The following is an 11,513-nucleotide window of genomic DNA, read 5'->3' on the forward strand; positions in this document are numbered from 1 at the left end:
GTTCTAAGGGTTAATTGGAATGATATATTTTGGCACATTGGTAAAGGGTATCAACAGGAATATAATTGTGACTTGCGTGGGCATGTAATGAAAAATGGAGTCATTGTCGATACTTTCAGTGTGGGCAATTTTTATGATGATAGTCGTGTCAATCAAATAATGGCTATGTGGGAATTTGTTAGGCGCTATATGGAAGAGCCGCTTGATAGCTTGTTTGATGAGCCTTTGGACAGGCATATAGATAAAACAGCAGAGGTCTCTTTGAAAAACTGCTATATGCATGTTTATGCTAACATGTGGTCCTTTGCTAGCGACTATCGGTATTATCTTGCCCCTATTTTTTATCCATTACTTTTGATTTTGGCGCTTGGCAGATGGTTCACTTTGAGCACCTGTAAGAAGCCCGTATGGCCTTCGTCAGTAGAGGCCGAATGCATCGTTGCATCAGATGATCCAATGATATTACAAGAGCCAAAGTATACAGGTGAGTTTTCAGAGGACCCTGCTGTCGCTGATCGTCAGTTTGAGAGACATTCACAGCAGCGCAAATATGAAATAATGTAAATATTTTCCTTTTCTTGGAATCCCCTAAAGCGGAGATAGTGCTCATGTTCAGTTCCGGAGATGGCGTCATCGTGCTCGGAGATAGCACCACTCATGGTGGCAAGGTGGTGTCTGCCCAGTCCAACTATCTGTTGGAGGGCAAGCCGGTGGCAGTGGTGGGGGACATGGTGACGTGCCCCAAGGATGGCCACAGCACCTGCAGCATCATCGAGGGGCATCCCACTATCAACTTGAATGGCAAGCCGGTAGCGTTTCATGGCTGCCATACGGCATGTGGGGCGGCGCTGATTTCTGCCGCGAGTGGCAAGCACGGCTTGGGGTGAGGGCGTGAGCTTGTCCATGTGGTATCTGTATTCGATGATCCCGTAGCCTTGGCTGCGGGATTTTTCGTCAGGAACCCATGTGAAATTACAAAGTCGGTATATCTGTGAGGACGCGTAAACCTGACCGTTATCCTGGATAACGGCCCGGAATTCGCCGACCAAGAAGTTGGCGCAAAGGCCTTGCCAGCAAAGATATATTTCTGTGACCCCTACTGCTCGGGCCTGCGAGGGGCTAACGAAAACTCCAATGGCTTGATACGTCTGTACTTTCCTAAAGGAACGGTCTATCGACAGGTCAGCAATGCAGAGCTACGCAACTGCTCGAGAAGCTGAATGATTATCCCCCGAAAATACCTCGGCAATCTAACACCAGCGCAAATATTCTTGGGGAGTGTTCAGGATCCTTGGTCACCGTAGATGCTGCACTTGTTACTTGAGTCCAAGGAATATTTTAAGCTGCATTGAATTTGAACATTATCTTTGGGAGTTGCTGTGGATTTCAAAGGTCTAACTCAAGGTAAGCTTCTTAGGTACTCCATAAATAGGAAGTTGTCCGAGGATGAAAAATGCAGGAAATTAAATCGCAAGCATAGAATGCAATGCTTGCCGAAAGATCTTTTTTCGGTTGTCAAGATGAATAATATTTATTTAGAGGTGGTGGATCGTTGGTATGCTCATAAAGGGCACTCATTAATATATTCTTTCGGAATGCTGTTTTTATTCTTTTTTGCAGCAATTGCTTTATTAGTGGCTTCTATTAATAAAGAAGGATATGAGACATGGATCGCATTCATAGGTATGTTAGTGATTATATCTCCGCTCGGTTATTTCGGGTATAAATATTTAAGATTAGAATCTTTTCAGAAAACATATTACCCAGTCAGATTTGACCGATTAGAGCGTAAGGTATATGCAATTTTGCCTAGAGGTAAATTCGTAAGCGAAAACTGGGATGACTTGTTCTTTTATATCGAGGCCAATAATATACCTTTTTCTAGCGAAGGTTATTATGAGATAAAAGCGCACGTGTTAGCCGAAGATAAAGAGACTGTTCTAGAAACCTTCTCTTTAGGTTATCCAGCCTGGGGTGATGAAAATGATGCATGTGCGATTTGGGAGTTTATTAGAAGATACATGGAGGAGCCTGCAGGATATAAGGAAAATTCAAAGCTTATAAATATGTGTATGCCTATAGACAACAAAAGGGAGTCGATTGTCTTTTGTATATTCAGAGCAATGCTTTTGACATCTAACAGCCCTTTTGTTCAATTTATAACCTCTCCTTTTATGGCTGTTTTGGCTTGGTGTCGTCTCTTCGCGGTGTATACAAGTAAGACGCCCGAGTGGCCCGCTTATATTAAGGAGAAATACGAAAATGTGAGTGTAGATAAATTTAGTAAAAGCTCTGAAAATAATGCCCAGTTGAGCTTTGTTGAAGGTACTTGGCCTATTATATGTTTTATTGCAGGCAGCATTATATCAAGCGCCTTGATTTATATTGGGTGCTATAATTTAATTGAGTTGTTATAAACTATGTTCAGTTCCGGCGATGGCGTTATCGTGCTCGGGGATAGCACCACACATGGTGGCAAGGTGGTGTCTGCCCAGTCCAATTATCTGCTGGAGGGCAAGCCGGTGGCAGTGGTGGGGGACATGGTGACGTGCCCCAAGGATGGCCACAGCACCTGCAGCATCATCGAGGGGCATCCCACCATCAGCCTGAATGGCAAACCTATCGCATCCCATGGCTGCCATACCTCATGTGGTGCGACGTTGACCTCGGCGGCGAGTGGTACCCATGGACTAGGTTGATAAACTGTTCGCATTACCCAAAAGCCCTCATGGCTACTCCATGAGGGTTTTTTGATATTTATAGCTCCATACCGATTCATGAGTTGGCCGTGTGAGCAGACTGACGAGAAGAGGGTACTGATACCTACTGATCTTGGCCGCATCTATAACGGTGACCAGACCCCGCAATGGCACTCGTATCTGATCCACCAGCAGGGCAATACACGGGGCAGCTTCCGCGGCACCGGCTTCGAATTGCGTTCGGACGCCTACGGCGCAATCCGCGCGCATCAGGGCCTGCTGCTGATCAGCTGGGGCCAGATCGCCGCCAGTGGCGAGCAGCTCGATCTCACGCCCGCTCAGCAACAATTGGCCAGCGCCTGTCAGCTCTCCAATACGCTCAGTGACAGCGCCACCAGCCACAACGCAGAAGCGCTCGAGTCGCGGGTCAATCTCAATCAGGCCAGTGAAGATGCCCAGGGGCGTTATGGCGCTGAGCACGCCGGAATCCACCCATCTGGCGCAGGGCAAGTCACTCAGCATCACCAGCGGCGAAGACATCAACCTGGCCACCGGCCGCAGCCTGATCGCCTCGCTCTCCGAAAAGTTCTCCCTGTTCGTGCAGCGTGCCGGCATCAAGCTGTTTGCCGCCAAGGGTAAGGTGGAAATGCAGGCGCAGAGTGATGCGATGGAACTGACCTCCGAGAAGGACATGACCATCACCTCCACCGAAGGCACCGTCACCCTCCAGGCCAAGAACGAGATTCTGCTCACCAGCGGCGGCAGCTATATCCGCCTGAGCGGCGGAAATATCGAAGTGCACGGGCCGGGAAAGGTCGATGTCAAAGGCGCACAGCACAGTTTTGGCGGGCCGACGAGTCTGGAGACGATGTCTGATTAGCTACCTTTCACTGATGATGAAATTCATACGTGGATGGGTAGTTACTATTTTGTCGGATATGATGATAAAGTTAGATTTAGAATCTTAAATGAGCAGAAGTTGAATATTAGGTCTATAAATAAATTGGTATCGATATGAATTTTTTGGGATTGGAGAAAAATGGCTTTTTCGCCCTTAAGCTTAATAGAAAGATATCTAGAGAAGAATTAAGTAGCAAGCTTGATAAAAACATTAAAGCTAGCACTAGTCCCCATGACAATCTAAATATAATTCAAGTGAATTCTTGTTATTTAGAGATAATTGATAGCTGGTTTGTACATAAAGGTATAGTAACCTTTGCCGGTGGTTGTTTTTTATTATATTTGTCTCTTGTGCTTGCTATGATGACATATGGAGCAGTTGCAAGTAACGATCCGGCAGCTAAATGGTTCTTAATGATGGTTGTGTTTTTTCATCTGCCCATTTTTTATATAGCATTTCGATTGTTATCATTAGAAATTTTTCAAAAAACATACTACCCAATTAGGTTTGATAAAATAAACAAGAAGATATATGCTATATTACCTAAAAATAGATTCATTGAAGTAGATTGGGATAAGGCTTTTGTTTTTTTTAAAAAAACAAGACAACCATTTTCTATAAGTCATTCTGAGTCTTATCATTACGAAATTTGTGTGCATATTTTGTCAGATGACCGTAAGAAAGTATTGCAAACATTCACACTAGGAAGCTTTTCAGAAACAAAAGCTGATGCAATAAATTTTTGGGAGTTTGTACGCCTTTATATGGAAGATGATTCTAGTCTAGATTATCTTGTGAATAAAGTTAGTTACTATCTTCCAATAAAGAACAAGACTGAAAGTTTTAGGCTCAGTATTGTTCTAGTAATGGCGCCGATCAGCGGTATGCCTATTTCACAATTAATTGTGTCACCGATTAGTTCGCTTTTTGTTTTAGGGAGAAAACTGTCTATAATCACTAGTAAAGCTCCAAAATGGCCCGAAGATGTTATGAATAATGAAGTTTCAAAAGAATACTCATATGTAGATAAAAATACGCATTTGAGTTTTTTAGATACTACTTGGCCATTTGTATGTTTTATTTTTGGACTTTCAGTGACAACACTCCTGATGTTATGGGGGTTGAAGGCATTGTATTATAGCTTGTAGTGTTTGTTGCTATAACGACTGTTTTTATTGTTAATACTCTTGTGGATTATATAATAAATTTCCCGAGTATATCTCTGGTGATTTATGTAGAGGTGCCTTATGTTCAGTTAAGGCGATGGTATTATCGTACTAGGTGATAGCACGACACATGGTGGCAGGGTGGTGTCTGCCCAGTCCAGCTATCTGTTGGAGGACAAGCCGGTGGCAGTGGTGGGGGATACGGTGACGTGCCCCAAGGATGGCCATAGCAAGTGCAAGATTATCGAAGGGCATCCGACTATCAGCTTGAATGGCAAGCCTGTCGCATTCCATGGCTGCCATACCTCATGTGGAGCGGCGTTGATCTCTGCGGCGAGTGGGATCCATGGATTAGGTTGATCAACTGTCCGTATTAATCACGAAATCCTTATGGTTACTCTATGAGGGTTTGCTATTTATAGTGATCTATCTTAACAGAGAGTAATGCAGTGAATATCGAAAAGTATCTTCGTGTTACGGGTATGATAAAAAAAGGGGAGTATCCTGATATTGAAATCCCTGTGATTAAGAAAGGAGAAAGAATTAAATCGCCGCCTCAATCAATATTTTATATTGATAAGAGCCATATGATTCTTGGGGATACTGATTTTAGAGAGAGAGGAAGACTGCTCGGAGCAAGTTTTCTATATGTTCCAGTTATTGTGACACTTTGCTCGATTTTTGCTTATTTTATGTTTTCGGCTCAAGCATACTTCTACGCAATTTTTCAGATTTTTTTTGCTATATTTGTATTTCATCCGTTTATTTTAGGTGCATGGTTTGAAGTGAAAAAAGACTCTGTCTATCCCGTAGTCTTTAACCGTGAAACTAGTAAAGTCTATTTTTTCAGCAATAAGGATTATCAGCCCAAGGAAATGGCTTGGCAAGATTGTTTATATGCTGTTGCTTATAAAGGGAGGTCTATTACGGCCTGCCAATATGAGTTGCGTGGCTTTTTAATGGATGATTTTCGCGTTGAGGATAGTTTCTCCTTCGGCGATACTATTCTTGAAATGAGAGAAGCTCCAAAAAATGAGGTCTTTTATCTTTTTTATTATATCCAATCTTTCATGGAATATGATGATGAGTTTGAAATTCCGCCGACACTCATGTCTTGGCGTCCATCGTTAGCTGAATCTGCTCGACATACGATACCCAGGCTCATCACAGACAACTCGACCATAAATTTCCTTTCTACCGTTTTCTATCGCTCTATGTGTGTCTTTTTCTCATGGCAAATACTTGGGCATTATCTCATCTGTCGATATGGTAAGATTCCACAATGGTCACAGGAAATTATCGATGAGTGCGGTGAAGATATAATTTTAAAGTAACTGCATCTCTTTTGAATGCAATCACGGAATACAATACACTTATCAGATCAGGCAGGGAAATTATCAATGTTCAGTTCAGGCGATGGCGTCATCGTGTTAGGTGATAGCACCACCCATGGCGGCAAGGTGGTGTCTGCCCAGTCCAACTATCTATTGGAGGGCAAGCCGGTGGCAGTGGTGGGGGATACGGTGACGTGCCCCAAGGATGGCCATAGCAAGTGCAAGATTATCGAGGGGCATCCGACTATCAGCCTGAATGGCAAACCTGTCGCATTTCATGGCTGCCATACCTCATGTGGTGCGACGTTGATCTCGGCGGCGAGTGGTACCCATGGACTAGGTTGATAAACTATTCGCATTACCCAAAAACCCTCATGGCTACTCCATGAGGGTTTTTTGATATTTATAGCTCCATACCGATTCATGAGTTGGCCGTGTGAGCAGACTGACGAGAAGAGGGTACTGATACCTACTGATCTTGGCCGCGTCTATAACGGTGACCAGACCCCGCAATGGCGCTCCAACGGCCTGCTCTCCGGCCTCAAGAGCAAGACCTACCGTGATAACAATTACAACGAGCTGGTCTTCGATGATGCGACCGATCAGGAGCGTGTGCGCCTGAACTCGGAGCACGAGAAATCACAGCTCAACCTCGGCTATCTGATCCACCAACAGGGCAACACACGCGGCAGCTTCCGTGGTACCGGCTTCGAGCTGCGCTCGGACGCCTATGGGGCAATCCGCGCGCATCAGGGCCTGCTGCTGACCAGCTGGGGCCAGATCGCCGCCAGTGGCGAACAGCTCGATCTGACGCCCGCTCAGCAACAGTTGGCCAGCGCCTATCAGCTTTCCAATACGCTCAGTGACAGCGCCACCAGCCACAACGCAGAAGCGCTCGAGTCGCGCGACAATCTCAAGCAGGCCAGTGAAGATGCCCAGGGTCGCTACGGCGCTGAAGACAGTGGCACCAGTTTCGATGGCAGCTCTGCCTCAAGTGCCAGCGCGGGCGGGCGTGGTGAAGCAGCTCGTCTCGACGCCCCCTGGCTGCATGTCAGCTCACCGGCAGGCATCGCGCTGAGTATGCCGGAATCCACCCATCTGGCGCAGGGCAAGTCACTCAGCATCACCAGCGACGAAGACATCAACCTGGCCACCGGCCGCAGCCTGATCGCCTCGCTCTCCGAAAAGTGCTTGCTGTTCGTGCAACGTGCCAGCATCAAGCTGTTTGCCGCAAAGGGTAAGGTGGAAATGCAGGCGCAGAGTGATGCGATGGAATTGACCTCCGAGAAGGACATGACCATCCAGCACAAGTTATACATTGTCTCGATAAAGCAAAACATCAAGGTAGGATATAGGGGAGCTTTAGTTCGAATATTTTGTTCAGGTTCTCCAATGACATCTTTATGTGTAATAGCATACGCCAAACAGTAGATCCTACTATCAACCAAAGGATGTTGTATGAAATTATTAGGTAACCTGGTGCTAAGTTTGGGCATACTCTTCTCACTGACTGCCTGTGGACAGGAGCCCGATACTGTAGAGCTGAATATCACCGGTGCAGACTATGCTGGGACTGGTATTCGTGCCTTTCGCGTCAGAAATCCAGATGTTCCTGATGCTTATGGGGATGGTGGTTCGATGGCTCCCTATGGAGGCGGGGGGATTCGTTGCTGTTATCAAGTGCCAAAACAATGGCATGAAGGGCTGACAGCCGAGATCGAAGTCTACTATCCATTGAAAGGGAAGAATGGCGATGAAATGGTAGAAGACCTAAAAAAACGGGAAGCCGCTGGTAATGTAACTGAAACATTCAATGTATCCGTTCCAAAGTATCAGACACCTGCAGCAGGAACATTGTGGGTACAGTTCATGCCCGACAAAGGAATAAAGGTTGTGGTAAGTGATTTATCGCCGGATCATGAAGATTATCCCGGAGATGTAAAAGGGTGGCCTGTGCCTTCAGATGAATACCGCCGACAAAAGATAAATCAAGAGATTAAATTTTTAGAAAGCAGTAAAAACAATCAGCAAGAAGATCTAAATGAATTAGAAAGAAACTCCGGCACGGTTCTAAAAAGTTATTGGAATGTTTTTAGTGATATTATGCATATGGCTAAAGAGATAAAAGGTTTCTCAGATTATCAAGATCCGGGATTTAATGACTTCTTGAAAAGCTATTTAAAAGCAGGTATTGCTAGAGACGATAGAAAAATAGATATTTATAGGAGGTCTAGACCATGAGTGCAAAACTGGCATCTAATGTAGAAAGCTCGAGTCATGACCCTAGTTATTTCGATAGTTTCTTTTCCAAGGGAGAGGTAAGACGCATAAAAACGTATGAAAATAGACATATTAGCAATCCATTGCAATCCTGCCATACTAATCTATTTATAGGTTCTTTTTTTGATGGTACTGGTAATAACTATGAAGCAGATCTCGCCAAAGGAGATAAAAGTCAATCAAATGTCGCCAGGCTCTATAGCGTTTATCCAGGGTTAAGTGTACCTGGTGTATTACCCCTCGAAACGGAGTGGATTCCCGTTGCTGTATCGCGGCCAAGCTAGGCGGCATCAAGAAGATGAAATAGAGCCCGATGATAGAACTGCTGCTGAAGGTCGAGCTAACCAAGGCCACACATCCGTTCCACGTCATCAAGAACCTATACGGCTACCGGAAGGTTCGCTACAAGGGGCTGACCAAGAACTAGGCGCAGCTATGTAGCCTGTTCGGGCTGGCTAATCTAGTGCTGGCGACGCAACGCGATGCGAAGGACGCGTTGACAGAGTCAGTGCGTCTTGCATCTCCCTATCAGCCGGATAATCTGACTGGTAGGAAAATAGGCCACCATTACAGGTCAGAACGCGACCGCTGTTGCGGTTGAAACACCATTCTGCGGTCGAATGAACTTGAGACTCCAAGCCGATACAGTACTCGTTAAGGAAGATCAGGTTTGATTCGCTCAGCACGATATTCTTATTTGGGTATAGATATACATCTGAATGTGTGTTCTGCTAGAGGTAGACTCTTTTTGCTGCCGTCTGTAGCTACAAACTCCCCATTTGCTTTTGAGCTCCTACGATTAAAAGTGAACATAGCTGTAGGGCCTTCACCAAAACCTCCACCTCGCTCGACTTTTTCACTACCACTATTAGGGCCTTGGGGGTTAAGCTGTGGTGAGTTTTTATAGTAACCTTCACTGTACCAGTCATTTGTCCATTCGAATCCGTTGAGCCCCATTTGATAAATGCCTAAAGGGTTCGGTGGTATCGCTTTTATTTTGCTAGGAGATAATGAAGAATTAGCTGGAGTGCTATTTTTAATTTCTTCACGTGTAGGTATATTAACACCTCTCTCAAAAGAGCCATCATTTGTTGCAAAAATATAAAATTGACCTCTTGAGCGCGCAGCAAACTCCCACTGTGCTTCCGTAGGTAATTTATAGGTGCTGTCAGTATTAGCAGAAAGCCAAAAGCAATAGTCATTGGCTTGGTGCCACGTGACTCCCGCTGGAACATTAGGAGCTCTATATTTTTTCTCAATGCCACTGTTGTTTATAGTTTGTTTTCCAGTGGCTAACGTATAGGTATCAAAATCATCATAAGATACTTGAGTCGTAGAAATAGAATAACTATCGAGAGTCACTGTATGTAATGGCTTGTTGTCTTTGTGAACGGAGTAAGGTAGGCCATTGGTCCCCTCATCAATAGGCCCAAAATCGCCCATTTGGAAGGTACCACCTTTGACAGAAATCATATTGTCTTCAGTTTTTTTGATAAGAGCCGCGATTTTTTCCTGATCGGAGGTAGTAAGTTCCTCGCTATTGGACTTAGATTCATTGCAGCCTGAGAGTAGCAAAAGTGATATTGCTAAGATAAAAGTGGAAGATGAATTGCTCACTATATTTCTCAGTTAGTTAAATTTGTTCGTGATATGTTATCATTTTTTTATTCATTAGTAAATGTGGAGCTATAAATGAATGGCCATTTCATGGTGGTCAATGTTTATTCTTATACAGTTGATCTTTGAAGATAAAGTCTTAATTATCGCAGTTGTTCTTGATTCAGTGATAGAATTTTATAAAGCGTTGTATTACTAGCTAGGAGATAAGCATGTTCAGTTCCGGAGATGGCGTCATCGTACTCGGGGATAGCACGACACATGGCGGCAAGGTGGTGTCTGCCCAGTCCAACTATCTGCTGGAGGGCAAGCCGGTGGCAGTGGTGGGGGACATGGTGACGTGCCCCAAGGATGGCCACAGCACCTGCAGCATCATCGAGGGGCATCCCACCATCAGCTTGAATGGCAAGCCGGTAGCGTTTCATGGCTGCCATACGGCATGTGGGGCGGCGTTGATCTCTGCGGCAAGTGGCAAGCACGGCCTGGGATGAGGGTGTGAGCTTGCCCATGTGGTATCTGTATTCGATGATCCCGTAGCCTTGGCTGCGGGATTTTTCGTTCTGGATCTGCGTGAGTGCCGCGGGCTCATGTTTCAAGCGCCGCATTGCTGTGGAGGGGGCTAAATTCACGTTCAAGGTTTCATTGAAAGTCTTTCTCCGTGCCGCGGGTTTTTCAGCCAGGCAGCGAAAGATAGTGTCAGTCACTTCCCAAGACAGAGCTGCTGCCACGTGACGCAGCAGGTCTTGCCGTTGGGCCGATGACAACCATTGACTATAAGGGGCATCTCCATGCTCACCTTGATCGTGAAATTTGACGTCAAGCCCGAACAACTCGATACCTTCAAGCAGGCCTTGGCTGACAACAAGCTGGGCTCAGCGGCTGAACCGGGGATGCTGGAAATGCGTTTCTTCGCGGCCAAGGATTCTCCCACCACCATCTTCGCCTACGAGCGCTGGGCAAGCACCGAAGCGCATCAGGCACATGTGAATCAGCCCTACGCGCAAGCCCTGCTGAAACTGGCTGACACGGCGTTGGCATCGCCATTCGAGGTGATGCCCTTGAACGATACTGACCCGGCGCCATTGCATGAGACGAACCCCAGGCACGTGCAGCCGGAAGATGAGGTATTTAGTATCTTCTTCATCTTCAAGATCAAGGAAGAATATCGCGCTCGGTTGCTGCAACAATTCACCACGCATGTGGCGAAGACGCGCAGTGAGGAGCCGGGCAATCTCGTGTTTGATCTGTATACCATCGACGGGCAGGACGACACGCTGGTGATATACGAGCATTGGCGCACGGAGTCAGACCTGTGGGACATTCACTTCCAGCAGCCCTATGCCATCGAGACAGGCAAGCTGTTGGAGCAGGCCATGGTCGGGGACATGCAGCAGTACCTGAATATCGTCAGCGAGTTCTGAGTTCTCCGCCGCTCATTCGTTTCCTGTTTGCCCATTCAATGCGCGGCCCTTAGAGGCTGCGCATTGTGCGTTCACCCCCCTTGAACATCAGCGTG

General features: G+C 45.9%; 14 protein-coding genes and 3 pseudogenes. 16 read left to right on the forward strand and 1 reads right to left on the reverse strand.

Annotated elements, in window-relative coordinates:
- Window positions 1-21: 21 nt before the first annotated feature.
- The 14 genes and pseudogenes from QD356_RS03795 to QD356_RS03860 form a co-directional block, all read left to right on the forward strand.
- Window positions 22-564, forward strand: a pseudogene (locus QD356_RS03795) (hypothetical protein); the annotation flags it as partial.
- Between the two features lie 44 nt (window positions 565-608).
- The gene (locus tag QD356_RS03800; RefSeq protein ID WP_192838034.1) at window positions 609-887 is read left to right on the forward strand and encodes a PAAR domain-containing protein; all 279 of its coding nucleotides are present in this window, start codon (window positions 609-611) and stop codon (window positions 885-887) included.
- A gap of 633 nt (window positions 888-1,520) precedes the next feature.
- On the forward strand, window positions 1,521-2,417 hold the full coding sequence (locus QD356_RS03805; protein ID WP_192838035.1) for a DUF6708 domain-containing protein: 897 nt from the start codon (window positions 1,521-1,523) through the stop codon (window positions 2,415-2,417).
- A gap of 3 nt (window positions 2,418-2,420) precedes the next feature.
- Window positions 2,421-2,699, forward strand: coding sequence for a PAAR domain-containing protein (locus QD356_RS03810; protein WP_192838036.1), 279 nt, complete (start codon window positions 2,421-2,423; stop codon window positions 2,697-2,699).
- 78 nt (window positions 2,700-2,777) lie between these two features.
- Window positions 2,778-3,032, forward strand: a pseudogene (locus tag QD356_RS03815) (type VI secretion system Vgr family protein); the annotation flags it as partial.
- Window positions 3,033-3,150: 118 nt separating this feature from the next.
- Complete coding sequence (locus QD356_RS03820; RefSeq protein ID WP_279876787.1) at window positions 3,151-3,579, forward strand: DUF2345 domain-containing protein; 429 nt, start codon at window positions 3,151-3,153, stop codon at window positions 3,577-3,579.
- A gap of 134 nt (window positions 3,580-3,713) precedes the next feature.
- Window positions 3,714-4,748 carry a DUF6708 domain-containing protein gene (locus QD356_RS03825; RefSeq protein ID WP_192838037.1) on the forward strand — a complete coding sequence of 345 codons (1,035 nt, stop codon included), beginning with the start codon at window positions 3,714-3,716 and terminating at the stop codon, window positions 4,746-4,748.
- A gap of 123 nt (window positions 4,749-4,871) precedes the next feature.
- Window positions 4,872-5,126 carry a PAAR domain-containing protein gene (locus QD356_RS03830; RefSeq protein WP_279877018.1) on the forward strand — a complete coding sequence of 85 codons (255 nt, stop codon included), beginning with the start codon at window positions 4,872-4,874 and terminating at the stop codon, window positions 5,124-5,126.
- Window positions 5,127-5,215: 89 nt separating this feature from the next.
- Window positions 5,216-6,100: a DUF6708 domain-containing protein gene (locus tag QD356_RS03835; protein ID WP_192838038.1), complete on the forward strand. Its 885-nt coding sequence runs from the start codon at window positions 5,216-5,218 to the stop codon at window positions 6,098-6,100.
- 66 nt (window positions 6,101-6,166) lie between these two features.
- Window positions 6,167-6,445, forward strand: a complete 279-nt coding sequence (locus tag QD356_RS03840) for a PAAR domain-containing protein (protein ID WP_192838039.1) — start codon at window positions 6,167-6,169, stop codon at window positions 6,443-6,445.
- 78 nt (window positions 6,446-6,523) lie between these two features.
- A complete protein-coding gene (locus QD356_RS03845) occupies window positions 6,524-7,531 on the forward strand; it encodes a type VI secretion system Vgr family protein (protein ID WP_192838040.1) in 1,008 nt (335 codons plus the stop codon).
- Between the two features lie 27 nt (window positions 7,532-7,558).
- Window positions 7,559-8,341, forward strand: a complete 783-nt coding sequence (locus QD356_RS03850) for a DUF3304 domain-containing protein (protein WP_192838041.1) — start codon at window positions 7,559-7,561, stop codon at window positions 8,339-8,341.
- Window positions 8,338-8,664, forward strand: coding sequence for a hypothetical protein (locus QD356_RS03855; RefSeq protein ID WP_192838042.1), 327 nt, complete (start codon window positions 8,338-8,340; stop codon window positions 8,662-8,664). Before QD356_RS03850 ends, QD356_RS03855 begins: the two co-directional genes overlap by 4 nt.
- Before the next feature lie 71 nt (window positions 8,665-8,735).
- Window positions 8,736-8,920: pseudogene (locus tag QD356_RS03860) on the forward strand (IS5/IS1182 family transposase); the annotation flags it as partial.
- Window positions 8,921-9,073: 153 nt separating this feature from the next.
- Here the strand turns inward: QD356_RS03860 and QD356_RS03865 are convergent.
- The gene (locus QD356_RS03865) at window positions 9,074-9,997 is read right to left on the reverse strand and encodes an SUMF1/EgtB/PvdO family nonheme iron enzyme (protein WP_192838043.1); all 924 of its coding nucleotides are present in this window, start codon (window positions 9,995-9,997) and stop codon (window positions 9,074-9,076) included.
- A gap of 212 nt (window positions 9,998-10,209) precedes the next feature.
- On the opposite strand from QD356_RS03865, the gene QD356_RS03870 reads away from it, so the two are divergent.
- Complete coding sequence (locus QD356_RS03870) at window positions 10,210-10,488, forward strand: PAAR domain-containing protein (protein ID WP_077377206.1); 279 nt, start codon at window positions 10,210-10,212, stop codon at window positions 10,486-10,488.
- Between the two features lie 297 nt (window positions 10,489-10,785).
- Window positions 10,786-11,418, forward strand: a complete 633-nt coding sequence (locus tag QD356_RS03875) for an antibiotic biosynthesis monooxygenase (RefSeq protein ID WP_192838044.1) — start codon at window positions 10,786-10,788, stop codon at window positions 11,416-11,418.
- The last annotated feature ends 95 nt before the right edge of the window (window positions 11,419-11,513 follow it).

This window comes from Cobetia sp. 2AS (genome assembly GCF_029846355.1).
Taxonomy (GTDB): Bacteria; Pseudomonadota; Gammaproteobacteria; order Pseudomonadales; family Halomonadaceae; genus Cobetia; species Cobetia amphilecti.

Bases quoted from the DNA above. Each gene is read 5' to 3' on its own strand.
- QD356_RS03800 (WP_192838034.1), top strand. From the start codon at position 609: ATGTTCAGTTCCGGAGATGGCGTCATCGTGCTCGGAGATAGCACCACT.
- QD356_RS03805 (WP_192838035.1), top strand. From the start codon at position 1,521: ATGAATAATATTTATTTAGAGGTGGTGGATCGTTGGTATGCTCATAAA.
- QD356_RS03810 (WP_192838036.1), top strand. From the start codon at position 2,421: ATGTTCAGTTCCGGCGATGGCGTTATCGTGCTCGGGGATAGCACCACA.
- QD356_RS03820 (WP_279876787.1), top strand. From the start codon at position 3,151: ATGCCCAGGGGCGTTATGGCGCTGAGCACGCCGGAATCCACCCATCTG.
- QD356_RS03825 (WP_192838037.1), top strand. From the start codon at position 3,714: ATGAATTTTTTGGGATTGGAGAAAAATGGCTTTTTCGCCCTTAAGCTT.
- QD356_RS03840 (WP_192838039.1), top strand. From the start codon at position 6,167: ATGTTCAGTTCAGGCGATGGCGTCATCGTGTTAGGTGATAGCACCACC.
- QD356_RS03845 (WP_192838040.1), top strand. From the start codon at position 6,524: ATGAGTTGGCCGTGTGAGCAGACTGACGAGAAGAGGGTACTGATACCT.
- QD356_RS03850 (WP_192838041.1), top strand. From the start codon at position 7,559: ATGAAATTATTAGGTAACCTGGTGCTAAGTTTGGGCATACTCTTCTCA.
- QD356_RS03855 (WP_192838042.1), top strand. From the start codon at position 8,338: ATGAGTGCAAAACTGGCATCTAATGTAGAAAGCTCGAGTCATGACCCT.
- QD356_RS03870 (WP_077377206.1), top strand. From the start codon at position 10,210: ATGTTCAGTTCCGGAGATGGCGTCATCGTACTCGGGGATAGCACGACA.
- QD356_RS03875 (WP_192838044.1), top strand. From the start codon at position 10,786: ATGCTCACCTTGATCGTGAAATTTGACGTCAAGCCCGAACAACTCGAT.